We start from the raw sequence: 23734 nt of genomic DNA on the forward strand, positions 1-23734 counted from the left end.
GTACGATGGCACGATTTTTGCAAATGACGTTGCGCCTGACGCAAAAAGGCTCCTTTATCACGCTCTGCCTAAGCGTGGTTATGGGTTGTGCCGCCCTGTTTTTGACCGCCTGTGAGGAAATTGAGGAAGAAAAGCCCTGGCTCCATGTGGAACGCCCTGAAATGCTTTTTACGGATACCACCCTCCTGGATAGTTACGACAAGGGAGTGCTGGCCTGGAAATTGAAGACCGCCTATCTGGAGCGCTGGAACGACAAGGAAGTGGTGTTTGTCCGTCCGGTTCTTGTGGATATTTATGACTCCCTGGGCGAACGTACGGCGTTCTTGCGTGCAGACTCCGGCCGTCTCGACATGAAGTTCACCTACGTGTATGCTTATGGCCATGTTTACGCTTTGACTCCCAAGGGCGCTTCCGTTAGGTCCGACTCCCTGCATTGGAACAAGAAGGACAACCTGGTTCGTACCGACAGCCATGTTCGTGTGGTCAGTGAAGATGGCGACGTGCTGCAGGGCAAGGGCTTTGTCAGCGATGCCAAGTTGGATAACTGGCGCATTGTTTCCGAGGTGACGGGTATTTTCCAGGATGCGGCCAAACGCCTCAAGGATGAAGACAAGAAGGAGGCTGTGGAAATCGAGAACCGCGACCATGCGGAACAGTCTTCTTCCTCCATGACGGCGGCTTCTATCCATCGAGGGATGCCTGCAGCCATGGCGAAATCCAGCAGCTCTGTATCGTCCTCCTCCTCGGTAGCCCAGGCGGTTAACGACTCTGCGACTATCGATCGAGTTAACAGGATGCGAAACAGGATAAAGCGCGCTACAGCAAAGAGCCGGGAGGAATGATGATTCGCCTTCTGGTTTTAACCATGTTCCTGCTTTCGTCCATGGCGTTTTCCCAGACGTCACCCTTGATCATGAAGCATGCGGACAGCCTTGCGGTGGCCCGTACCAGGGGAACCCTGTTGCTGCAGGGCCGTGTGTATTTTGTTCACGACAGTGTGCAGTTCCGCACCCAGCGTGCCACCTGGAACAAGGGGTCCGAGGTAGTGCAGTGTGATGGCTATTTCAGGTTGAACCATCCTTCCGGATATATCAATGCCAATACAGGTGTGTACCAGAAGAAACAGGGAATCGCTACGGCCACAGGAAACGTGCATGCGTCTGACTCTGCCCACAGCTACTACTTTACCGGGGAGCACCTGATTTACGACAGGGAAAAGGAAATCCTGACCATGCCCGAGAAACCGGTGCTGTACCAGTTCGAGAAGAACAAGGAAGGCGGCGAGGATACGGTGAAGGTGGTGGCCAAGCGTATCGCCTACAACAAGAAGGACTCCTTTGCGGAAGCCCACGACCAGGTTGTGATCACCCAGAAGGAAGTAACCATCTCTGCGGACCATATCAATTACGATCGCCAGAAGGATTTTGCCGCGGCCAAGGACAATGTGGTTTTGACCCATCAGGAAGTGACCATCGCTGCGGACCGTATCAATTACGACCGCAAGACGGAATATGCTACGGCCAGGGATAATGTGACCTTGACCCATAAGGACATTACAGTCTCTGCGGACATCATGAACTACAACCGCAAGGATGATTATGCGGAAGCATTCAACCATGTGAAACTGGTGCAGAACGACATGGTGGTGACCTGCGACACCGGATATTTCAACCATGGTGCTGGATGGCTTTCCATGAAGGGAAATCCCACCTTCGACATGAAGAACTACCATTTGACTGGAGACTCCATTTTCCTGGTGCTGGATTCTGCCGGAAAGACAATGAAGAGCGCCTTGGTGATTCGCAATGCTCATGGCATCCAGCAAGAGGAAGCCAAACGCAATGCTCCTGGCTCTGTGACGGAAGCCTTTGGGGATACTCTCTATGCGGAATTTGCGGATAGCAAGATTGAACGGCTTTACGTAAATCTCAATGCACGCGGATTCTTTTACGAAACCGACCTGAAGGATTTTCGCAACTTGATGGATGGCGATCGTCTTGACCTGTATTTCAACAAGGGCAAGATGGACAAGGCTGTTGTTTCGGGCAAGGCCCAAAGCACTTATTTCTACGTGAAGAAGGATCGATCTGTTGCCGGCAAGAATGAAGCAACCGGCGACACGATTCACATTCTGTTTGATGCTCAGAAGAATGCGGTGAAGTCCCTTAAACTGTTGGGTAATTCCGCCATGGCAAGCGGTCGATACGTGGACATGGAAAAGGAACGTCGCAACAAGGAAAAGGCCGAGAAGGATTCCCTTGAAGCCATGGCCCAAAAGGAATTGGATTCAGATAAGGCTGGCCTTACAAAAACCGAAGCGGCAAAGGCAGACTCTGCGAAGGTCGACCTGCCTAGGCCTGCAACCCCGAAGGATTCCCTTGCATCCAAGAACGTATTGAGGCGAGTCGAGGAATTGCGCAAGGCACAGAAATTGAAGAAAGAGAAGGCGGAGAAGAACAAATGAAGAATCTAGTCAGTACAATCCGTACAGAACATCTGCGCAAGGTCTATGGCGGCCGCCAGGTGGTAAGTGATGTTTCTATCCGTGTTTCCCAGGGAGAGATTGTTGGACTGCTAGGGCCCAATGGTGCAGGCAAGACCACATCTTTCTATATGATCGTGGGCATGGTCCGTCCGGAGTCCGGCCACATCTTTCTGGACGATATCGAGATGACGGACAAGCCCATGTACAAGCGGGCCCGCCTTGGCATTGGCTATCTGCCCCAGGAAGCCTCCATCTTTAGAAAGCTTAGTGTAGAAGATAATATCATGGCTATTCTTGAAACTCAGGACATGAAGCGAGCCCAGCGCAAGAAGCGTCTGGAAGAACTCCTGGAAGAATTCAAGATTACCCATATCCGTAAGACAAAGTCCATGAGCTGTTCCGGTGGTGAACGCCGCCGTCTGGAAATCGCCCGCGCTCTCGCCAGCGATCCCAGCTTCCTGTTGCTGGATGAACCTTTCGCAGGTATCGACCCCATTGCGGTGGCCGACATCCAGTCCATTATTTCGGGCCTTAAGGAAAAGGGCATGGGCGTTCTCATTACGGACCACAACGTGCGTGAGACGCTCTCTATTACGGATCGCGCCTACATCATGTACAAGAGCCAGGTGTTGACCGAGGGTTCCTCCGAGTACCTGGCCAACGATCCCGAGGCACGCCGTATTTACCTCGGTGACAGTTTCCGTTTGGATTAGTTTGGGGTCAAGATGGATTTAGGAATCAACATAGGTACTAGCCAGCGTCTGGAGCAGACTTTATCGCCCCAGCTTTTGCAGTCCGTTAATATCCTGCAAAAGACGTCTCTTGAATTGGAGACCGCCATCAAGGATGAGCTGGAAAGCAATCCCCTGCTGGAGCTGGATGAAAGCGTTCCCGATGAAAGCCGTGAGTCTGACGAATACAGCGAAAACAACGAGGATAACCCGGCGGATTCCGGCTCCGACATGCGGGACGTTGACGATCGCGACATGGATGAGCGTTACCAGGACGGCGATTCCCTCCTTGACTTTAACTTCGACCGTTTTTTGGAAAACGGAAACAATGACGACGCTCCTTTCAAGGATCTGAACGAAAGATCCACCGACGCGGAAGACGAATGGGACCGCCCTCTGAAGGATGTGGGCAAGTCTCTGCAGGATAACTTGCGCGACCAGCTGATGCTCTGGTCTGGTACCCGCGAACTTCTGGAACAGCTTGCGGAATGCGGCTGCTCTGAACGTCGTTTCCGTGCTCTGGTGGAATACCTCATTGACTCTGTCAGCGAGGAGGGCTTCTTGCAGGGCGCGGGCCCGGAGCAGGCCCCTATCCAGCTGTCTCACGATGAATACATTAACGAAATCGAGGCCATGCTCCGTGCCGAACAGGAGCTGGACTCCTGTTCAATTCCCGTTCGGGAAGCGGTCCATGTTCTGCAGGGTTTCAACCCGAAGGGAATTGGCGCCCGTGACCAGCGGGAATGCTTCCTGATTCAGGCCTACGCCATGCCGGGCTTCCCGACTCTTGGCATCAAGATTCTGGAGAACTGCTACGAGGATCTTCTGGCCCTGCGTTATGCCAAGATCGGAAAATCTCTTGGCGCTTCTACCGAGGAAGTGCAGAAGGCGGTGGCAAGTTTTGCAAGGCTCAATCCCCATCCGGGCTTCCAGCTGTCCAATGCCCGCCTGCAGACCATTTCCGCCGATCTCAAGATTGTAGAGAAGAAGGGACGCTTTACCGTGGAGGCCGTTCGTTCATCCCTCCAGAAGCGACTTCGAATCAATCAGACTTACAAGTCCATTCTCGACGACAAGAACGCATCCAAGAGCGACAAGGATTACGTTCGCACTCACTTGAACAAGGCCGTGGAATTCATGAAGGCGGTGGACAACCGCTACTCCACCATGGAGCTTGTGATGCAGGCCATCTTGAAACGTCAGAAGGCCTTCTTCTCCCAGGGCCCCGCTTTCCTCAAGCCCATGGTGTTGCAGGACATTGCCGACGATGTAAAGCGCGACGTAAGTACGGTGAACCGTGTTACCAACGGCAAGTTCGTGGATACTCCCTTTGGCGTGTACGAGCTGAAGCGTTTCTTTACCTCCGGTGTTAAGCAGGGTTCCGCTCCCGATGCCGAGGAGGTTGGCTCCGCCCAAATTATCGATGCCATCAAGAAGATGATCGATGAGGAAGACAAGAAGAAGCCTCTCTCCGACCAGGCTATTTCAGACAAGCTTGCAGAACAGGGCGTGAAGGTTGCTCGCCGTACGGTGGCCAAGTATCGCGAAAATAATCTGCATATTTTGACTGCAAGCCAAAGAAAACGCTGATTTCCCAATTTTTAGGCATAAAACGCGTGTTCCAAGTTGGAATATCGTTGTGCCTAAAAAAATTGAAATAAAGTTGTTCTTTATTCGAAAAAAGATGTATATACTCTAAACGTGAGGCTGACAAAGCCTCGAATCGAAACCTTTTTTCTACGGAGGATATTACTATGGAAATTCAGTTCTCTGCTCGTCACTTCAATGCTTCTGCTGGCCTTCAGGATCGTATTCAGGAAGAAATGGACAAACTCGCAAAGTTCTACCCGAACATTACCAGCGCCTCCGTCATCCTTGATCATGAAGTGGAACACCAGCGTCACTGCGAAATCACCGTGAACATTACCGGTTCTCAGGTTGTAGCTTCCGCAGACGAAGAAAACATGGGTAAGGCTGTTGATGTTACCCTCGAACGCATCAAGACCCAGTTGAAGAAGGCAAACGAAAAGCAGAACGATCATCGTGCCCAGCCCGTCTCTGAAGTCGTATAATCAAGATGGCTGAATCTAGATTGAAAGATCTGAAAATCCTGCACCGGGATAGTCTCCTGGTGCGGGACTTTTTTTGTCGTTATGGCAAGGACCTGCAGATGGCTTGCCATTCCTCCGACAATACGCTGGATGCCCAGATCGCCGAGAGCGGTATCCATCGACCCGGCCTTGCTATGGCCGGCTATACCAAGGTTTACAGTTCCCAGCAGATTCAGGTGGTTGGCCATACGGAATGGAACTATCTGGAATCCATCGGTCCTGAGGGTCGAGCCAAGGTCTTCGAGGACCTGTCTCAGTTCAAGGCTCCCATGTGGGTTGTGACCCATGCCCAGATGCCTCATCCGGAGCTGAGGGACATGTGTGAACGTCTAGGAATTCCTCTGTTCTCTACGACGCTCCACACTTACGAATTTGTCAAGCTGGCCCAGCGAATCCTGGAGGAGTTCTTTGCTCCCCATGCCGTGATTCACGGAAGCCTTGTGGACGTTTACGGTATCGGCATGCTCTTTATTGGCGACAGTAACGTGGGCAAGTCCGAATGCGTGCTGGACCTTGTGGAAAGTGGTCACCGCATGGTTGCCGACGACGTGGTCCATATCAGTCACGTGGGAAAGTCCATCATTGGCCGCCCCGATCCCTTGATCAAGCACCATATGGAAATCCGAGGCGTGGGTATCCTTGATATCCGCTCCATGTTCGGAATCCACGCTATCCGTAAGCAGAAGAAGATCGAGACTATCGTGGAACTGCAGCAGTGGCGTCAGGATGGGGGTTACGACCGTACGGGCCTCAACACCCAGGACGAGGAAATCATGGGGGTCAAGATCCCTAAAATCGTGATTCCCGTGGCTCCGGGCAAGAACCTGACGGTGATTTCCGAAGTCATTGCCATGAATACCCTCATGAAAATGAACGGTCAGAACGTGGCAGAAGACTTCAATACCTCCTTAATGCAGAAGATTAAGGCCAAGGCCAAGGGCGAATATGTGGATGATTTATTAGATTTTGATCCACAGCATTGGTCCTACTATGAATAGATTCGCAAAACTGGTCAAGGAAAACCTTTTACCCAGTATCGTGTTCGCGATACTGGCGTTTTCCTGTTGTGCTGCATGGTATTTCCTGCATCCGGCCAGTCCCTATCACGAACGGTATTCCTTTGTGGTATCCTACGAGGCTATCGGTACCTTGAGCCCCGGAAACCGGGTGGAAGTCCGTGGCATTGCCAAGGGGCAGATCCTTAAGGTGGAACTGACGGACGACGCAGTTTTTGTGACTGCGGAGGTCCTTGCGGATACCAAGATTCCTGTAAATTCAGAGTACCGCTTGATTAACTCCGGCCTGATGGGCGAACGTGAGATGTGCATTTTGACTGGGGACAGCGACCAGCTGATTCACCCGGGCGATACCGTAATCGGTCACTATGACGAAGGCACCTCCGGTGTGATGAAGAATTTGAACGCGGCTCTGCAGGATTTCGATGTTATCATGGATACTGTGAATGCGGTTTTGGATTCCCTGAGCTATGGCGACAGCCGAAAGAGGCTTGACCGTGTTATCTCCAAGGGAAAGAACATTGTAAACCTGGCCCAGTCCGATGTAAAGTCTTGGCTTGACGATGCAAGCCAGGTGCTTGACAACCTTGACGGATCCCTGAAAAAGGCCAGGTCCGTTTTGGAAGACGTAAGCAGTAAGGCTGGCCCCAAGGTAGACGAGGTGGCCGCTCTCCTGGAACGTGTCAATCCGTTGCTTTCCAAGGTCGAGGAACTGAAGAACCGTGCCGTAGTCCTTGCCGACCCCCTTGGCAAAGACGATAATACCGCGGGTGCGGTTCTTAACGGCGAAGAATTTTCTCAAGAGTTTGACAAACTTATTAAGGACGTAAAGGCCCTTGTGGACGACATGAAAAAGAACGGTGTACGTTTCAATGTGGATATTTTCTAACAAATTTTTAATTTGTGAAAAAAGTTTGTCCGCTTTTGTAAAAAAAAACTTATTATCTCATCATATTGTAGAGTTTAACACAACCAAGGAGTAACCATGGCTGAAAAGAAACCTGTAAAAATGAGCGACGCTGATCTCAAGTTCTTTGAGGATATGCTGATTGAAAAACGCCGCGAATTGGTAACAGCCCAGAGCGAATCCGAAAAGGCTGAAACTTTCAAGAGCCAGGTGCAGGCAGGCGATGGTGGCGACACCAATAGCGCAGACCTTGCAACCGACTATAACGCTCTCGAAACCAACTTCTCCTTGGCTGCTCGCGAAGGCAAGTACCTTGTTTACCTGGAAGAAGCCCTCAAGCGCATCAAGAAGGGTACCTTCGGTATCTGTAAGGTTTGTGGCCAGCTGATTCCCAAGGCTCGTCTGATGGCAGTGCCGACCGCAACCAAGTGCGTCAACTGTAAGGAAGAAACCAAGCGTAAGGAACGTGAAGACAACCGTCTTGAAATGGCCCGCATGCTTGCCGAAGCCCAGCGTAAAGAAATGCTCAGCAAGAAGAAGTAATTCTTCTTTATGCGAAGCAGGGGAGAAACGATTCTCTTGCGATAGAATTTGGGTGTCGCATCGCTGAGAGGCCGTAGAGTGTTCGGCCTGGCAGGTGCGAAAAATCCCCCGCGGATAGAGTCCGCGGGGGGATTTTTTTATCGTGCGAATGCCGGAGGAAATGGGCCTGACTTAGGGCGTGTTCCTACCCGAAGAAGGCGTCGGCCAGCTGGGCACGGAAGGCGTGGATGCGGTCTGCGTTGGGTTCCCTATGGGGATAGGTGAAGTTGCTTAGCAATACCACGGCGGCCCCCTTGTCTGGGTCGGCGACGATGCTTGCCCCGGTAAAGCCTGTTTTTCCGAAGGTCCTGGGGGAGACCTTGGTTCCCATGAACTTGGCTGCGTTCAGTTCCCAGCCTAGGGCGGTGCAGTCGCCAGCGGCGCCTGCAGGGCAGTTGCCGTAGGTTGGGTTGGTGAAAGCGTTGACGCTAGCCAGTTGGAGAATGCCTGCGGGAGCGACTCTCCTGTTGCTAGCGCCTTCGGGGGCATTTACGTTGATGCCGTCGTTTAACATCATCTGGACGAACTTTAGAAGGTCGGGAACGCAACTGAACATGCCTGCGCTACCTACCGGAAAAAGCTTACGCAAAACCCAGGCGCTTTCGTCGTGAATTTCGCCCTGGATTTCGCGACCGCGGAAGCCGCAGATTTCGGTAGGGCTAATTTCTTCCCTGGGAATCGGGTTTACATCTCGAATTAGCGGGTCCCAGCCGGAGCGGGTCATTCCGAGAGGCTTGAAGAAACGCTCGTAACCTTGCTCCTGCAGGCTCTTGCCCGTAAGGCGGCAGAGGATCATGCCCAGCAGCACGCTTGCCGGATTACCGTAGTTGAACTGTGCGCCTGGCGCGGCATTGAACTGGTATCTATACAAGGCGTCAAGAATCCCCTCCGGCGGAAGTTCCCGCAAGGTCTTCATGGGCACGCGGTAGTCCAGGCTGTGGGTCAGCAGATGGAACACCTTGATGTCTTCGCGGTAGTTTGTCTGTAATTCAGGAATATAGTCGATGACCTTGGTATCGACGGAGAGCTTTCCTTCTAGAATATAACTGAGGGCAAGTGTCGACGTGGGGCAAACCTTGGTCAGTGAGGCTATGTCAAAAACCGTGTCCTCGGGGGTTCCGAGGGCTTCCATTCGTGTGCTTCCGTCGGGGAGAATAAAGCCTGCCACGGCTTTGTTGAAAATCCCTTGTCGGAGGGCTTCCTGCATGAGGCTGCTGATTTTTTCCTGGTTGAAATTCATATAAGGAAAATAGCAAACTGGAAATGAGGCGGAAGCCATTATCTTATATTTTGTATCAGTAGTGTAGTTTAATAAGTATGCCAGAAACAAACCGTCTCAAAACCTTGAAGAAACAAGGCTCCATGATCTTGTACGTCACGTTCGTGGCGATTTTTTCTGTTGGCCTTGTTTTGATTGTATTCAATACATACAAATCCTACAAGAACCTTTTGTTTAGGGGTGCCGCTAAGGTGGCGGAATCCGTTACCCAGCGGGATGCCGCCAGTGTGGAAAACGTATTGCAGGAGGGAATTCAATTCCTGGAAGCAACGAGTTTACGTATTGATGAAATGATGGAGAGAGGTGCTGCCGCCGCCGAGGTGGAGGCTTTGCTGCTTAAGGAAACGGAACGCCATGTAAGCGAGAATCATCCCAATTTCAGAGGATTGTTCGCCTATATCAACGATCGATTGGTCGACCCTTTGAACTGGCAGTCGGACGTATCCTATGATCCAACGAGGCGACCGTGGTATAGCGAGGCTTTCAAGCAACGTGGTGAGATTGCCATTGTTCCGACCTATACAGATGCCAAGTACGGTGTGCCCGTGGTGTCTGTATGCAAGAGGCTGGCCGACAAGAAAAGCGTTCTTGTGTTCAACATTTTGCTGGATAAGGTTAAAACCCGCGTTACCAAGGTTGAGTTCGAAAACGACCAGTGGTTTATCATGAGCAAGAGTGGGCTTGTTGTATCCCACTCCAATGTTTCCGACCAGGGTGTTGGCTACTTGTCGTCCCTTTTCTGGGGCAGCGAAAAGGAAGCGCTTGCACGTAAGATTATTCAGGTGGAACTTGGAAGTTTCGACTTTATTCTTGATTCCCGAAAATATACGGTATATGTAGAACCTATTTTGAATTACTGGTACATGGTACGCCTTGTGGATCGTTCACTGGTAAGCGGAAGGGATAGAGGATTTTTCCTGCAGAATATCCTGGTGATGATACTTCTTTTCGTTTTCTCTTTCGTTGTGGTCACCATTCTTTATCGCATTTGTATCAAGGCTGAACGAGGCAATCGTTCAAAACTTCTGTTCCTGGGAAACATCTGTAACGAGCTGAGGGGACCTGTCAGCGGAATTGTTGGGCTATCCTCCATTATTCAAAAAAGTTCCCGTGAAAAATCCATTTCGGATTATGGCGCGAACATAAGGAGCGTTGGCAACGGGTTGCTTTCTGTTATTAACGACGTGCAGGACTATGCCCGAATAGAAGGTGGAGCGCTCAAGCTGAGCGAGATGGAATACGACTTGTTCTCTGTGCTGAAGGATTGTTTTGATTCTGTTTCCGCGAAGGCTGCCGCCAAAAACCTGAGATTGAGCATCGACTGCAATCCGTCCATTCCTTCGAGTATCTGGGGTGACAGGAGCCGCTTGCGCCAGGCGTTGAATAATGTTTTGATGGATGCCGTGGAGCATACGGAAATAGGCGGTGTCCAGGTAATGGTGGATTATTCGCCCATGCCTAATATTCTTGGGCTTGCCACGGGCGAGAGTGTGATGCTGAATATTACGGTGAAGGATTCTGGCCTTGGTGCCGCACGATCTGAAGGGAACGGACTTGGCTTGGGAGCGAATCTGACCAAGATGCTGATGTCTGCCTATGGCGGGGATTGCACCGTGAATCATAAGTATGGGGAAGGTACCACCACCACCCTCTCCATTCCTCAGCAGGTTCTGAATGTGGAACCTATGGGTGATTTTGCCACTAAGTACAAGATTGCCACGGGTATTGACAACGGCTTTGCCGAGAAGATCTTTATTCCTGGTGTCCGTATTCTTGTGGTGGATGACATGGAAATGAACTTGAAGGTTTTCTGTGGTCTGCTGAAGGATTCCAAGGCTCAGATCGATACGGCGTTGAATGGAGCCCGCGCCCTGGAACTTATCCAGAACCGTCGTTATAACATTATATTCCTAGACCAGATGATGCCTGCCATGGACGGCTTTGAAACGTTGGAACGCATCAAGGCCCTGAAGGATTCGCCCAATCAGGAAACTCCGGTAATCATGTTTACTGCAGGCAATGGGGAGGATTCGACGAAATCGTTCCTGAACGCCGGCTTTGCGGATTATATTCCGAAGCCCCTCAAGGAGCGCGACCTTGTTCGCTTGCTGAAGTGGCATCTGCCTAAGGATCAGGTGCTGACCCAGGACGACTTGGCAGATATTGAGGTCAAGAAGGAAACTCCCGTTAAGGAGGAATCTCAGGAAATTGAGTTGAAAACGGTAACGGTGTCCCCTGCGGAACGTATTGCTGTTTTCCGCCGTTGCCTGAATGTCAGTGTAGGACTTGAGTATTGCGCTAATGACGAATCGTTCTACATTGAAATGCTTGGCGAGTATGTCAATGATGAAAAGTCCAAGTCCATCCGGAGTACCTTTGAACGTAGGGACTGGAAAAATTACCAGATTCTTGTTCACTCCCTTAAGGGAATGTCTTTGACCATCGGGGCCGAGAATGTGTACGAGATTGCGAAGAATATCGACCTTGCCTGCAAGGACCAGAGATTTGATTACATCCAGGAACATCATGCAGAATTGCTTGGTGTATACGAATCGTTAATTTCCGAGCTTAGAAAAGGATTGAACGACTTATGAGAATAGTAGGTGTTATCGCCGCGATTGTGGTAGCCTTGATTCTTGGAGGAATGCTTTTTACCGAAGTCCAGAAGAGAGAAACCAACGTGACCTTGAACAAGACCAAGGTGGTCATGTTCATGAATGGCGACCGAAATGACCATAGCTGGAGCGAGTCGCATTTCAATGGCATGGAGGTGGCTGCCAAGGAACTTAATTTGAACGTTACCTACATAGAGAATGCTGTTGGCGATTCCGTTATGGAATCTGACATGGAACGCGTGATTAGCGAAGGCGCAAAGGTTGTCGTGTGCAATTCCTTCGGGCTTGGCGAGGTGGCGTTGAAGGTGGCTGCAAGACATCCCGAGGTAAAGTTCTTTCATGCGTCCGGAATCAAGAACAGCAATAATTTCTCCACATTCTTCGGTCGAATCTACCAGATGCGATACCTGTCTGGAATCGTTGCTGGTTTGACTACCAAGACAGGGAACATTGGCTATGTGGCCGCCTTTGACATTTCCGAAGTCAATCGAGGTATTAATGCTTTTACCCTGGGCGTTCGTAAGGTGAATCCCGATGCCAAGGTTTTTGTTCGCTGGAGTAAGTCCTGGGTAGATAGCGTTGTCACGGCCCAGGTGACGAAGGAACTTCTGGATAGCCATCCAATTGATGTAATCACGGTTCATTCTGATGCTCTGTCCGCCTACGACGTGGCGCAGGAACGTGATGTCTGGATTATCGGTTACAACCTGGACAATGGTTCCCGCTATCCAGGGAAATTCCTGACGGCCCCCGTATGGAAATGGGACCGCTTTTATGTGCCTCGAATCTTGGAAGTGCTGCAGAATAAGTTTGTCAGCAACCAGTACTGGCTTGGCGCAGAAAGCGGTATGATCGGTCTTGCGCCTTTGTCCAAGAACGTCTCCGAGGAGGCGCGTAAGGTTGTCGAACGGGAAATGCTTCGTCTTGAAAGCGGTGAGTTCGATGTGTTTTTTGGACCGATCAAGGATAACAGCGGGAATTTGCGTATCGAGTCTGGCGAAAGCATGACGGATATGGACATGCTGAATAATTTCGACTGGTATGTTGAGGGAGTTGTAAATGAACAATAAGCACATTACCGCCATTGCCATGTTCCTTATGGCGATTCTTGCTGTGATTGTTGTGCTGATCACCACTTTCGGCAGTGAGAAGAAGGTTGATAAGGTGACCATCGGTATTATTGTGCCGGGCAGTATCGATGAGGTGGGCTGGAACCGCATTCACTATGAAGGCGTCAAGCAAGCCACCGACGAACTTGGCGTAGACCTTGTGCTGGAGCAGAATGTGACGGAATATTCGGGACTTTGCGGCAAGGCCATTGAAAAGATGATCCAGTCCGGGGTCAAGATGATTATTCTTGGCAGCTACAACTATCCCGACGAAGTTGCCGACATTATAAAGACTCATCCCGACGTACAGTTTTTCTGCTGTTCCGGAGGTTTTTCTGCCAACAATTACAAGGCGTTCTTTGCCCGCGTTTACCAGGCGCGGTACCTGTCGGGTATCGTGGCTGGTATGCAGACGAAAACCGGACGGATTGGCTATGTGGCGGCAATGAACAATAGCGAGGTGAACCGCGGTATCAATGCCTTTACGCTGGGCGTTAGGCGCGTGAATCCCGAGGCCACGGTCGTTGTGAGCTGGACGAAATCGTGGGATGATGCCACTGCCGAAACAAGGGCCGTGGAAAAGCTTGTTGCCTCCGAGAACGTTGACCTGGTGGCTTACCATCAGAATCAGGCCCATGTAATCGATGCCGCGGAATCCATGAACATCTATTCCGTTGGCTACAACGTGGGGAGGGGTGACCGTTCCCAGAAAATGCTTACTTCCGTAGTGACTGACTGGAAGGTGGTCTATAAGGAATTTATTCAGGATTATCTACAGCAGAAGAACAGCGAAAATAATTACTGGCTTGGCTTGGAGAAAGATGCAGTTTCTCTTGCCTTCTATTCCGAGTTTGTTTCGGATTCCACCAGGTCTTTGATTCAGAGCGCCACTCTTGAATTGCTGTCTGGTCGTGACGTGTTTGTAGGCCCTATTGTAGATAACACGGGTGTGATCCGTTGTGGCAAGGATGAAATTGTTAGTGATTTGACGCTGCGCGAAGAAATGAACTGGTTTGTGGCGGGAGTAAAGTTCAATGAAGAATAACCTTAGTTTTCGGACCATTTTTTTGATGGCCGTTTTATGTGCGGTCTTTGTTGTTGTAGGTTTCTTGCTTTTTGCCAAGCTGAACATTCTTTATACCGAGTACATGTGCAGTCAGGTATCCAAGCAGTCTGCAATTATGGCCGACTTGGTGAATGAAAAGTTTGAGATCCAGTTACAGGCTCTGAAGGGTATTTCCAAGGAAATTGAACTTGACAATTCCAGCGCCCATAAAGTTCTAGAGGCCTATGCCGATGTGGAACCGGGTGTTTCTTATGGCTTGCTCTCCACGAAGGGGTTCCTGGTAAGTGGAGACAGTAGTCTTAATCTTTCTGCAAGGGATTATTCCGGTATTACCCGTTCTTCTCGTGGAAACCTTGCTGCAAGCTACAAGAAGGACGAAGGCTTCTTGCTTAGTGTTCCCGTGTTCCATAATCGTAACGTCCTTTATGTTCTTTACAAGTTCTATAGCGACAGCAGTGCCAGGGCTTATTTTGGCTTAAGGGGCTACAACGACGATAGCTACGTTTCCATTCGTGACGAGGATGGCATTGAGGTGGTGGGCGCTCTGGATACTTCCTTGTCCTCGTTATCCCTGTGGCAGGCTGAACGTTTTTCTGATGTCCGCTACAAGCTTAAGAAACTATTGAATACTTCCATTACGGCCTCTGTGCTGGAGAAAGTCGATGGCGATGGCTACTATGTCTTTATGGCAGACTTGAAGTTCCCCGGACTTTCCTTGGTCGGTGCTGTTTCTGAACATGAGGCAACCAAGGGCGTGGAAAATATCAATCGCCTTATATTCTGGGTGTTCGGCATGCTGGTGCTGCTTTTTGTTGTAGGCTATGGCTACCTGGTTATTTCCCAGAGAAAGATTGACGAAAACGAAAGCTTGCGTCGCGCCAAGTCCATTGCCGAAAATGCAAGCCAGGCCAAGAGCCAGTTCCTTGCAAACATGAGCCATGAGATTCGTACTCCTATTAATGGCATATTGGGCATGGACACCATGTTGCTGAAGGAATGCAAGGACCCGACATTGAGAGAGTATGCCAACAACATTCGAAGTGCTGGACATACCCTGCTTTCCTTGATTAACGATATCCTGGATATTTCAAAGATTGAATCGGGCAAGATGGAAATTGTTCCGGTGGAATATAGCCTGTTCTCGGTTTTGAATGATTGCTACAACATGGTTGCCTCCCGAGCTAAGGACAAGTCCCTTGACTTTGTAGTGAAAGTCGATGAGAATATTCCCTCGGAATTGTACGGCGACGAAGTTCGTGTACGCCAGATTATAAACAACTTGCTGTCAAATGCAGTAAAGTATACGTCACGCGGAAGCATCACCCTGAATGTCCGCTACGAAAAGACAACTCCCAGCAATCCGTTGGCTGCCGAGGAAGTATCCAGCATTAACCTGATCGTTTCTGTGGAGGATACGGGCATCGGTATTCGCGAAGAGGACAAGGGTAAGTTGTTCATGACATTCCAGCGTCTTGAAGAAAAACGCAACAGGAATATCGAAGGCACGGGACTTGGCTTGAACTTGACCAAGCATCTTGTGGATCTGATGAACGGTGTCATTCGAGTGGAAAGCATCTACGGAAAGGGCTCCTCGTTTACGGTCTGCATTCCCCAGGTTGTCAAGAAGCATACGCCCATGGGTGATTTTAACGCCAAGTACAAGGTGTATACAGAGGCTTCCGAAATTGTGCGAGACAAGTTCCGTGCGTCGGACGCCAATATCCTTGTGGTTGATGACGTGCCTATGAACCTCCGCGTGATGCGCGGCCTTCTTAAGGATACCGAAATCCAGATTGACGAAGCCAACAATGGTATGGAGGCCTTGGAACGAATCAAGCGCAAGCATTACGATGTCATCTTCCTAGACCACATGATGCCTGTGATGGATGGTATTGAAACACTTGAGGTGATGAAGACTCTGGTAGGAAATCCCAACGAGAAGACTCCGGTGATTATGCTTACGGCAAACGCCATTACTGGTGTACGTGAAGGTTACATCAAGGCTGGCTTTACGGATTATCTCTCAAAGCCTGTTCGCGAAGACGATCTGCTGGTCATGCTCAAGAAGTATCTTCCGAGAAATCTTGTGGTTGAATGCAAGCAGGCGACAGAGCAAGCTTTTGCAGAGGGTCTGGAAATACGAAATGGGGTAGAAAGTCGACCTCTGGTAAACGAGCCTGCCGTCCATGTCCAGATGGGACAGGTGCCGGAGTCGCAGCCCTTGAATGACGACGTTCCAAAGGGGCTTGCCGACCTTGCAGCCACAGGATTTGTAGACGTCAAGGTGGGCTTGGGCTATTGCATGAATGACGAAGCGTTCTATCGCGAGATGCTGATTGAATATTGCAATAGCTCGAAGATTGCGGTTTTGGAAGATGCCCTCAAGGATGGCGATTTTGAGAAGTATCGTATAGAGGTTCATGCCCTGAAGAGTACGTCGCTCACCATCGGGGCGGTGGAACTTTCCGGCAAGGCGAAATCTCTGGAGTTTGCCTGCAAGGAAGGTCGTTACGACTTTGTCCAGATGAAACATGGCGATGTTATCCGCGAATACAGCAACTTCTTGAAGGTGCTTAAGGATATCCTGGCTTGATTCGAGAGGAGGACTTATGGAAGAACAGATTGATATCTTGAACAGGGATGGAAACTTTAGTGGCTACTCCTGTGGCCGAACCAAGGTTCATGCCGAAGGCCTCTGGCACCGTACCGTGCATATCTGGGCCTTTGACAAGGATGAGCGTATCCTGTTCCAGCTTCGTGCTGCAGTAAAGGAAAACAACCCCGGCCTTTTGGATACAAGTTGCGCTGGCCATATCTCCGCTGGCGACAGTAGCCTGAATGCCGCCGTCAGGGAACTCCGCGAGGAATTGGGTGTAACCAAGCGCCCCGGGGATCTGGAATACCTGTTCGAGTCGACACACGAAAGTGTATTGAATGGCGGTGCCTACCTGGACAACGAATACTACGATGTCTATCGCATTACCTTGTCTCCGGAGGAAGCGGCGTCGCTGGTTCCTCAGCCTGGTGAAGTGGATGATTTCGTATGGATGACCAGGGATCAGTTTTTAACAAAGTATAGACTGTGCCCTCAAAAATTTGTATCTCATCCTAAGGATTTTGAGTGGCTCAAGGGAAATATTGTATAATTTGTCTTGAATAATGTAATTGCGGGTTTGTAGAATATGTATAAGGATATTGCACTGGTTCTTGAAGGTGGTGGCATGCGCGGGGCATACAGTTCCGGCGTATTGGATGTCATGCACGATAATGGCTTGAAGTTTGGCGGTTACGCGGGAACCTCTGCCGGAGCCACCCATATTTGCAGTTTCATGTCGGAACAGCGTGAACGCAATATGCGTATCGATACGGTCCATTCCCAGGATCCGCGCTACATGGGCTTTAAGCAGCTTATCAAGACGGGTGACTATTTCCCCAGGGAGTTCTGCTACATTACCATTCCTCGTGAAATCGATCCCTTTGACTACGCCAAGTTCGAGGAGAACGCAAAGGTTTCCGACTTCTACTCCGTGGCTACCAATCTGGAGACAGGCGAGGCGGAGTACCTGCTGACACAGGAAGTGGACAAGGGCGATGGCCTGGAATGTGTTCGTGCTTCTGCATCGCTGCCCCTGATGAGCAAGATCGTGGAACTTCGCGGCATGAAGCTTCTGGATGGTGGCATTGGCGACAGCATTCCCTTTGGATTCATGGAACGCAAGGGCTTTAAAAAGCAGGTGGTTATCCTGACTCAGCAGGAAGGCTATGTGAAAAAGCCCAACTCCCTGATTCCGCTGTTCAAGCTGATGTACCGCAAGTACCCGAAGTTTGTGGAGGCTGCTGCAACCCGCCACATCCGCTACAATGAGGCTCTTGCAAAACTGAAGGAAAACGAAAAGGCCGGAAAGAGTTTTGTCTTCCGTCCTAGCGAACCATTCAAGATCAGCCGCATCGAGAAGGATGCAAGTAAGCTTGTGGAACTCTACAAGATGGGCCTTAAGGATGGGGAGGCCAATATGCCTAGGCTGAAGGAATTCCTGGGGCTGTAAAACGGTATACTGGGTTTTGTATGACGAATGCGCCGAGCTTTGATCTGACCACCATTAACGTGTCCAACATGTTGGGCGTGTTGTTGCTGTGCGTGCTCTTTGTCGGCAATATCTGGCGTTTCCGTGATCGGTCATCGGATAACTTCTCCCTGCTGCTGTTGATGTTCTTCTCCTTGACCAACTGCCTGGTCGATCCCCTTGTTTACGCTGTGGATGGAAAGCCCGGGAATTTTTACCGTTTCCTGATTTATGCCGGGAACAGCTGGCTGTTCTTTGCACAGATATCAGCGGCCATTGCCTGGGTCTATTTCTTCTGCATCCACCTGAACGGCAGTATTTCTCGGAGGCAGCATGTTTTCCTTATAGGAACCCATGCCCTATCCCTGATTTTATTGATTGTTAATTTGTTTGTACCGATGGTCTTTGACGTGTCCGACGCTAACGTGTATGTGCGAAAGCCTCTCTTCTTTGGCTTTGCGGTTGCCAATTACGTGATTCTATTGGATTCCTTGGTTATCTACCTGCGAAGCCGAGTCCGTGGCGGGGCGCTGAAGTTCTTCCCGGTGTTTGTCTTTGCTATGCCGGTGATGGTGGGCGGCGTTGTACAGTCCCTGTTCTACGGTATTTCTGTTACTTCTGTCTGCCTGGCCATTTCTGTAGCGGGAATTCTCTCTAGCTTGCAGAACGAGATGATCTTCAGGGATTCGCTTACAGGACTTTATAACCGGTCCTACCTGGATTATCTTCTCAAGATGTATTCGAAGAAGAAGGACAAGTCCGTTACGGGCATCATGTTGGACTTGAACGGGTTTAAGTCCATTAACGATACCTATGGACACGCAGTCGGTGATCTCGCCTTGGTTTCTGCGGCGAAGGTCTTGCGCGGTGTTGTGGTTGACCTGGGTGCAGTTATCCGCTATGCTGGCGATGAGTTCATCGTCCTTGTCAACAGCCAGGATGACCGTGTGATTGCATCCTGCATGTCCGAGATCCGTCGTACCTTCCAGGAGTTCAATCAAAATTCTAGCGCGCCGTATAAGCTGACGGTTTCCATGGGAAGCTGCAAGATGAATTTCGAGAAGTTCAGTGTTGATGAGTTCATCAATGAAATCGATAAGCGCATGTACGAGGACAAGAAGACGTACTACGCCCAGAATGTGGACCAGGATCGTCGCCGTCGTTAGACCTAGGTCTGCAAGGTTATAGAAAAATCTTATTACTACTTATAATCTGCACCTTAATCGGCTGTGATTATTTAAACAATCGTTAATTAGTGTATTGGATTTTTATATAAAAAGCTATAGGGTCTAGCTATATTTTGACATGCAAGTATATCTTGGATCTTTCGACTCTGTGCTACGCTCTCCTACCCAAAGGGCATAACTCAACTTGAGAACTAAAGTTCTTAGTTTCGTATAGCTCAAGATGACCCCCGCAATGTAATGTCATCCCGAGCATCGTCGAGGGATCTGAACAGTGTAAAAAGGAAAAATCATGGCAAATCTCGAAACATTGTGCGTTCAGGCTGGCTGGACCCCGAAAAAGGGCGAACCCCGCGTTCTCCCCATTTACCAGAGCACCACTTTCAAGTACGACACTTCCGCCCAGATGGCTGACCTGTTCGACCTGAAGGAATCCGGCTACTTCTATACTCGTCTCCAGAACCCCACCAACGACGCTGTGGCTTCCAAGATCGCCCAGCTGGAAGGTGGCGTAGGTGCCATGCTCACTTCCTCCGGTCAGGCTGCAAACTTCTACGCCGTGTTCAACATCTGCGAAGCTGGCGACCACTTCATTTCCACTTCCGCAATTTACGGCGGTACCAGCAACCTCTTCAGCGTTACCATGAAGAAGCTGGGCATCGAATGCACCTTCATCGACCAGGACGCTTCTGACGAAGAAGTCGAGAAGGCTTTCCGCCCCAACACCAAGTGCGTCTTCGGCGAAACCGTTGCAAACCCGGCTGGCAAGATTCTGGACCTGAAGCGTTTTGCAGATCTGGCTCACAAGCATGGCGTTCCCATGATCGTGGACAACACTTTCCCCACTCCGATCCTCTGCCGTCCTTTTGAATTCGGCGTGGACATCGTGACCCACTCCACCACCAAGTACATGGACGGTCATGCCATGGCTGTGGGTGGCGCAGTGGTCGATAGCGGTAACTTCGACTGGGAAGCCCATCACGACAAGTTCCCGGGCCTTACCGAACCGGATCCGTCTTACCACGGCCTTCGCTACACCGAAGCCTTCGGCAAGCTCTGCTACATCACCAAGGCTACCGTGCAGCTCATGCGCGACCTGGGTTCCATTCAGAGCCCGCAGAATGCATTCCTCCTGAACGTTGGCCTTGAAACCTTGTTCCTCCGCATGCCCCGTCATTGCGAAAACGCTCTCGCCGCTGCCAAGTGGCTGAAGAAGCATCCGAAGGTTGCCTGGGTGGACTACGCAGGTCTCGAAGACAATGCTTCCTACGCTTTGGCCCAGAGGCAGTTCAAGGGCGGCCTGCCCTGCGGCGTGCTCACCTTCGGTATCAAGGGTGGCCGCGACAAGTCCATCCAGTTCATGGATGCCCTGAAGCTGATCTGCATCGTGACCCATGTGGCCGACGCCCGCAGCTGCGTGCTGCACCCCGCAAGCCATACCCACCGCCAGCTTTCCGACGAACAGCTCATCGAGGCTGGCGTTGCTCCTGACCTGATCCGCTTCAGCGTTGGTATCGAAAATATCGAAGATATCATCGCCGACCTGGAACAGGCCCTGGCTCAGGTGTAGGCACAAGGCACCAGGCGTCAGGCACGAGGCACGAAACGTCATCCTGGAGGGTGCAGCGCACCCGATAGGATCTCCAAAAAACTCCCGCGACGTACAATCGCGGGAGTTTTTGTTTATATTTCAAAAGAGGTCCTCATGAAATTTCGTATTTGCAATATAGCCTTGGCAATGTTGTTCATTGTTCTGCTGGTAGGGTGTGGTACTCCCGTTTATAGACAAGGTATCGTTAACAAGGGCTCTTTTGAAATCGGGGTGCCGGAGAATTTTGCCGGTGTAGGAAAGGCCATTCCTGAAAATTCCACAATCAACAGTTTTTCCGTAGGCTTTGATTACACCACATCTGCCGAGATGAAGGTGCGTGGAGTCAAGAATTCGGAACTTAAGCTCAGCGATTACGACCCTTTGTACGGCGGTTCCGATAATGATTTCACCGTTATAAAAGAAACGAAAGTCAAGAGTTTCAAGTATAAAAGAAATCGTTTTCCTCTATCTGCAAGCTATACGCGCCTTACCAAAAAGTCATCTGAGTTCTATGGTTTTTCTGCGGGGGTTGATCCTGAGCCCTTTGGTCGCTTTATTTTCGGGGTCAACAAGGAATCCTTTGAATTTGGCGGCTATGTAGACTTGGGACTGGGAGTTTTTGGAATTGGAGACGTGACGGTTGACTATTACGAATGTCTGTACGTTTATTCAAAGGAAGAACGGTGTTCCGAACGGACCAAGGAACGGCATTTCGAGACAGATGACGGGGCCTTCTGGCGGGCAGGCCTTGGAGTTTTTGCCTCATACTTTGTGAAGAACTTTGCCCTATCATACTCTCCATATCTGTATAAACCGCATCTCCAGGAATTTTTTGACATAAAGGATGAGGACGGAATTTCTGCGGAATTTGGAATACCTGTAATCTATCCGTGGGTGCTTAGCCAGTATGCCGGTGCGTCCCTGTGGCTTAACGAGCACTGGAAAGTGTCCCTAGGCGTAACAGTGTTGAACAGTCTGGATTTTGATGACTTCTTCTTGACAGCCAACGGCTCCATCGGCTTCTGGTTTTAGAAAAAATCCCGCGACGTTCAATCGCGGGATTTTCTGCATTTTCGAATTGCAGTGTTCTACTTGATTTTTTCCGTCAGGGGGAACACTTGCATGTTGACGCGGTAGACGCGATCAATTTGCTTGTCCTCTGCGACGATTGACATAATGCGGTGGCGGCATTCTGCCAGTTCCTTAAGGATTTTGTCGTAGGAACCTTCGGAAATCCCCAGGGTGAGTCCCGTAAATTGACGTTCCTCCAGAGGCTCAAATCCCAGTTTCTTGTACAGGCGAACCGCAGCTTCATTTTCCGGTTCCGTTTCTAGGCGGAATCTTTTTACGTCTGGATTTTCTGCAATGACCTGCTTTATAAAGGCACTGCCAAGACCTTGTCCGCGGAACTCCTCACGGATGTAGATTTCGTCGAACCAGTAGCAAAGTCCGCCAGCTTCATTGGAGTATGTCTTTGTAACTGCTCCATAGCCTGCAATTTTTCCATCAGCTTCAAAAATGTACACATCAAAATAGGGCGTGCCATTTTCTAGTTCGCTAATGGTTTTTTCAAAATGACTTTCAGGAACGTTGTGCAAAACAGCGGGACTTGCAAAGAATTCCTTCATCATTTGATGAAATTCTACGCGATACTTTTTACTCGCATCGTTGTTTTTACCATCATATTTATGAATAGAAAAAATCATGCAATAATCCGTTGAATTTTGATTTGTAATAATGTAGTTTTATTTTTAATTGGTTAGGAGATGTATGATGAACCGCGCTGCGAAATTTGTATCAACGTTAGCTCTGCTTCTTTTGGGAGCCTGCGGAGATTCTTTAAGTGTTGACGATCCTATTGAACAGAGTTCCTCTTCTGACTTTCTTGACCAAAGTTCTTCCAGCGAAGAAAATATTGCTGTGTCAAGCTCTTCGGCAAATTTAAATTCCTCGGTGGAATCCAGTTCTTCTACAAAGGTTTTTAATGAAGTGAAGCCTACGTATGAAGGTAATCCTGCTGAAATTGCCAATTATACATTTAAACGTTACATCGCTCAGTTTACGGATGATCCTAGCGAGTTGTCATTTGATGAACATGTGTTGGCGTATAATTCAAACGCTTGCTATGATATGTATGAATCACCTAATGGCTCGTTTGTTCGCCTCGACTATATCCAGGGTCTTGTGGATTACGAACAGATAGGAAGGTGCTTTCCTAAGACATGGTCTCAAATGTATAAGCAAGGACCTAAGGAAAATTGCAAATACTATGTCGTTCTTGAAGATGATGTGAATCAGCCCACGGGTCACGTACTGAAGGAAATCACCAAGGATACGGTCTATTTTGTAAATGTCTATCAGACGGGAGATCCTTGTATTGTAACGAACATGGTCAATGTAATGTCTTTCCTTGTGGAAGATTGTGATGGCATTATGTCTGGATCCCAGGAGGCTTCTTTCCGTAGTTATGATAGTCCCAAGTGGAATTGCGGTCTGGATGAAAGAGGATTGGCTTATGGCGAATGGATGCGCGACGATTTGTTGACTGTTTCTGAAAATTCGGCTATCGTATCGTCAAGTAGCGATGGCGATGTCACCTGGAATAAGGCGAACTTGACTTGGTATGAATCCTATCCGGATGAGGGTAGTGAAGAATGCATTGAATATAATGGCTGTGAATGGGCGGGAATGTTTGCTGGTCTTGATGACAAGCAAACTCCTGAATGGGTTGCAGAACACAATATCATTGCGGTTCACGAAAAGGACTGGGAAACCTATAAGCTGAAAACATTCCGCCTGCGTAAAAATGGTCATGAAATTGATGCTGTTGTTTACGATATGTGTTCTGATGCGGATTGCGATGGCTGTTGTACGAAAAATGCAGGAAGTACTGGTTTTTTGATTGATATTGAAGTCAATACAAAAGTACGTTTTGGAAATCAAGGTTCTGGCGTAGTGGAATGGGCTTGCTTAGACTGTGTAGAATGAGGAATG

Annotated in this window: 20 protein-coding genes; 18 read left to right on the forward strand and 2 right to left on the reverse strand. The window is 49.7% G+C overall.

The genetic code is table 11. The features are described 5' to 3' along the window. The first annotated feature begins 5 nt into the window (after positions 1–5). The 8 genes from lptC (MJZ26_04200) (at position 6) to MJZ26_04235 (ending at position 7793) form a co-directional block, all read left to right on the forward strand. Positions 6–842 (forward strand): LPS export ABC transporter periplasmic protein LptC, encoded by an 837-nt coding sequence (gene lptC / locus MJZ26_04200; GenBank protein ID MCQ2104976.1) that lies wholly within the window; start codon positions 6–8, stop codon positions 840–842. Beyond that, positions 839–2464 (forward strand): LPS export ABC transporter periplasmic protein LptC, encoded by a 1626-nt coding sequence (gene lptC / locus MJZ26_04205; protein ID MCQ2104977.1) that lies wholly within the window; start codon positions 839–841, stop codon positions 2462–2464. Before lptC (MJZ26_04200) ends, lptC (MJZ26_04205) begins: the two co-directional genes overlap by 4 nt. Next, positions 2461–3198: an LPS export ABC transporter ATP-binding protein gene (gene lptB / locus MJZ26_04210; GenBank protein ID MCQ2104978.1), complete on the forward strand. Its 738-nt coding sequence runs from the start codon at positions 2461–2463 to the stop codon at positions 3196–3198. The genes lptC (MJZ26_04205) and lptB overlap by 4 nt, the downstream gene beginning before the upstream one ends. Before the next feature lie 12 nt (positions 3199–3210). After that, positions 3211–4806, forward strand: coding sequence for an RNA polymerase factor sigma-54 (rpoN, locus tag MJZ26_04215; protein ID MCQ2104979.1), 1596 nt, complete (start codon positions 3211–3213; stop codon positions 4804–4806). A 164-nt stretch (positions 4807–4970) separates the two neighbouring features. After that, a complete protein-coding gene (gene raiA, locus MJZ26_04220) occupies positions 4971–5288 on the forward strand; it encodes a ribosome-associated translation inhibitor RaiA (protein MCQ2104980.1) in 318 nt (105 codons plus the stop codon). 5 nt (positions 5289–5293) lie between these two features. Further along, entirely contained in the window at positions 5294–6325 is a 1032-nt protein-coding gene (gene hprK / locus MJZ26_04225; protein ID MCQ2104981.1) for an HPr(Ser) kinase/phosphatase, read from the forward strand. Then, positions 6318–7232: an MlaD family protein gene (locus MJZ26_04230; GenBank protein MCQ2104982.1), complete on the forward strand. Its 915-nt coding sequence runs from the start codon at positions 6318–6320 to the stop codon at positions 7230–7232. Before hprK ends, MJZ26_04230 begins: the two co-directional genes overlap by 8 nt. A 96-nt stretch (positions 7233–7328) precedes the next feature. Next, positions 7329–7793, forward strand: a complete 465-nt coding sequence (locus tag MJZ26_04235; protein ID MCQ2104983.1) for a TraR/DksA C4-type zinc finger protein — start codon at positions 7329–7331, stop codon at positions 7791–7793. Between the two features lie 184 nt (positions 7794–7977). On the opposite strand, the gene MJZ26_04240 is transcribed toward MJZ26_04235, so the two are convergent. Next, complete coding sequence (locus tag MJZ26_04240) at positions 7978–9072, reverse strand: beta-lactamase family protein (GenBank protein MCQ2104984.1); 1095 nt, start codon at positions 9070–9072, stop codon at positions 7978–7980. A 77-nt stretch (positions 9073–9149) separates the two neighbouring features. Between MJZ26_04240 and MJZ26_04245 the strand changes: the two genes are divergently transcribed. From MJZ26_04245 to MJZ26_04285, 9 genes are all read left to right on the forward strand, one after another. After that, complete coding sequence (locus MJZ26_04245) at positions 9150–11705, forward strand: response regulator (GenBank protein MCQ2104985.1); 2556 nt, start codon at positions 9150–9152, stop codon at positions 11703–11705. Further along, positions 11702–12796: a BMP family ABC transporter substrate-binding protein gene (locus tag MJZ26_04250; GenBank protein ID MCQ2104986.1), complete on the forward strand. Its 1095-nt coding sequence runs from the start codon at positions 11702–11704 to the stop codon at positions 12794–12796. The genes MJZ26_04245 and MJZ26_04250 overlap by 4 nt, the downstream gene beginning before the upstream one ends. After that, positions 12786–13880 carry a BMP family ABC transporter substrate-binding protein gene (locus MJZ26_04255; GenBank protein ID MCQ2104987.1) on the forward strand — a complete coding sequence of 365 codons (1095 nt, stop codon included), beginning with the start codon at positions 12786–12788 and terminating at the stop codon, positions 13878–13880. Before MJZ26_04250 ends, MJZ26_04255 begins: the two co-directional genes overlap by 11 nt. 25 nt (positions 13881–13905) lie before the next feature. Beyond that, positions 13906–16494 (forward strand): ATP-binding protein, encoded by a 2589-nt coding sequence (locus MJZ26_04260; protein ID MCQ2104988.1) that lies wholly within the window; start codon positions 13906–13908, stop codon positions 16492–16494. A gap of 16 nt (positions 16495–16510) precedes the next feature. After that, on the forward strand, positions 16511–17047 hold the full coding sequence (locus tag MJZ26_04265) for an NUDIX domain-containing protein (protein MCQ2104989.1): 537 nt from the start codon (positions 16511–16513) through the stop codon (positions 17045–17047). A 36-nt stretch (positions 17048–17083) separates the two neighbouring features. After that, on the forward strand, positions 17084–17947 hold the full coding sequence (locus tag MJZ26_04270; GenBank protein ID MCQ2104990.1) for a patatin family protein: 864 nt from the start codon (positions 17084–17086) through the stop codon (positions 17945–17947). A 20-nt stretch (positions 17948–17967) separates the two neighbouring features. After that, positions 17968–19131, forward strand: coding sequence for a GGDEF domain-containing protein (locus MJZ26_04275; GenBank protein ID MCQ2104991.1), 1164 nt, complete (start codon positions 17968–17970; stop codon positions 19129–19131). A 310-nt stretch (positions 19132–19441) separates the two neighbouring features. Next, complete coding sequence (locus tag MJZ26_04280) at positions 19442–20719, forward strand: O-acetylhomoserine aminocarboxypropyltransferase/cysteine synthase (GenBank protein ID MCQ2104992.1); 1278 nt, start codon at positions 19442–19444, stop codon at positions 20717–20719. Positions 20720–20854: 135 nt separating this feature from the next. Beyond that, positions 20855–21772 (forward strand): hypothetical protein, encoded by a 918-nt coding sequence (locus MJZ26_04285; protein MCQ2104993.1) that lies wholly within the window; start codon positions 20855–20857, stop codon positions 21770–21772. 56 nt (positions 21773–21828) lie between these two features. On the opposite strand, the gene MJZ26_04290 is transcribed toward MJZ26_04285, so the two are convergent. Beyond that, positions 21829–22371 carry a GNAT family N-acetyltransferase gene (locus MJZ26_04290; protein ID MCQ2104994.1) on the reverse strand — a complete coding sequence of 181 codons (543 nt, stop codon included), beginning with the start codon at positions 22369–22371 and terminating at the stop codon, positions 21829–21831. A 139-nt stretch (positions 22372–22510) separates the two neighbouring features. On the opposite strand from MJZ26_04290, the gene MJZ26_04295 reads away from it, so the two are divergent. Continuing rightward, entirely contained in the window at positions 22511–23728 is a 1218-nt protein-coding gene (locus tag MJZ26_04295) for a hypothetical protein (GenBank protein ID MCQ2104995.1), read from the forward strand. The last annotated feature ends 6 nt before the right edge of the window (positions 23729–23734 follow it).

The sequence above is a fragment of the Fibrobacter sp. genome (genome assembly GCA_024398965.1).
GTDB lineage: Bacteria > Fibrobacterota > Fibrobacteria > Fibrobacterales > Fibrobacteraceae > Fibrobacter.

Bases quoted from the DNA above. Each gene is read 5' to 3' on its own strand.
- lptC (MCQ2104976.1), top strand. From the start codon at position 6: ATGGCACGATTTTTGCAAATGACGTTGCGCCTGACGCAAAAAGGCTCC.
- lptC (MCQ2104977.1), top strand. From the start codon at position 839: ATGATGATTCGCCTTCTGGTTTTAACCATGTTCCTGCTTTCGTCCATG.
- lptB (MCQ2104978.1), top strand. From the start codon at position 2,461: ATGAAGAATCTAGTCAGTACAATCCGTACAGAACATCTGCGCAAGGTC.
- rpoN (MCQ2104979.1), top strand. From the start codon at position 3,211: ATGGATTTAGGAATCAACATAGGTACTAGCCAGCGTCTGGAGCAGACT.
- raiA (MCQ2104980.1), top strand. From the start codon at position 4,971: ATGGAAATTCAGTTCTCTGCTCGTCACTTCAATGCTTCTGCTGGCCTT.
- hprK (MCQ2104981.1), top strand. From the start codon at position 5,294: ATGGCTGAATCTAGATTGAAAGATCTGAAAATCCTGCACCGGGATAGT.
- MJZ26_04230 (MCQ2104982.1), top strand. From the start codon at position 6,318: ATGAATAGATTCGCAAAACTGGTCAAGGAAAACCTTTTACCCAGTATC.
- MJZ26_04235 (MCQ2104983.1), top strand. From the start codon at position 7,329: ATGGCTGAAAAGAAACCTGTAAAAATGAGCGACGCTGATCTCAAGTTC.
- MJZ26_04240 (MCQ2104984.1), bottom strand. From the start codon at position 9,072: ATGAATTTCAACCAGGAAAAAATCAGCAGCCTCATGCAGGAAGCCCTC.
- MJZ26_04245 (MCQ2104985.1), top strand. From the start codon at position 9,150: ATGCCAGAAACAAACCGTCTCAAAACCTTGAAGAAACAAGGCTCCATG.
- MJZ26_04250 (MCQ2104986.1), top strand. From the start codon at position 11,702: ATGAGAATAGTAGGTGTTATCGCCGCGATTGTGGTAGCCTTGATTCTT.
- MJZ26_04255 (MCQ2104987.1), top strand. From the start codon at position 12,786: ATGAACAATAAGCACATTACCGCCATTGCCATGTTCCTTATGGCGATT.
- MJZ26_04260 (MCQ2104988.1), top strand. From the start codon at position 13,906: ATGGCCGTTTTATGTGCGGTCTTTGTTGTTGTAGGTTTCTTGCTTTTT.
- MJZ26_04265 (MCQ2104989.1), top strand. From the start codon at position 16,511: ATGGAAGAACAGATTGATATCTTGAACAGGGATGGAAACTTTAGTGGC.
- MJZ26_04270 (MCQ2104990.1), top strand. From the start codon at position 17,084: ATGTATAAGGATATTGCACTGGTTCTTGAAGGTGGTGGCATGCGCGGG.
- MJZ26_04275 (MCQ2104991.1), top strand. From the start codon at position 17,968: ATGACGAATGCGCCGAGCTTTGATCTGACCACCATTAACGTGTCCAAC.
- MJZ26_04280 (MCQ2104992.1), top strand. From the start codon at position 19,442: ATGGCAAATCTCGAAACATTGTGCGTTCAGGCTGGCTGGACCCCGAAA.
- MJZ26_04285 (MCQ2104993.1), top strand. From the start codon at position 20,855: ATGAAATTTCGTATTTGCAATATAGCCTTGGCAATGTTGTTCATTGTT.
- MJZ26_04290 (MCQ2104994.1), bottom strand. From the start codon at position 22,371: ATGATGAAGGAATTCTTTGCAAGTCCCGCTGTTTTGCACAACGTTCCT.
- MJZ26_04295 (MCQ2104995.1), top strand. From the start codon at position 22,511: ATGATGAACCGCGCTGCGAAATTTGTATCAACGTTAGCTCTGCTTCTT.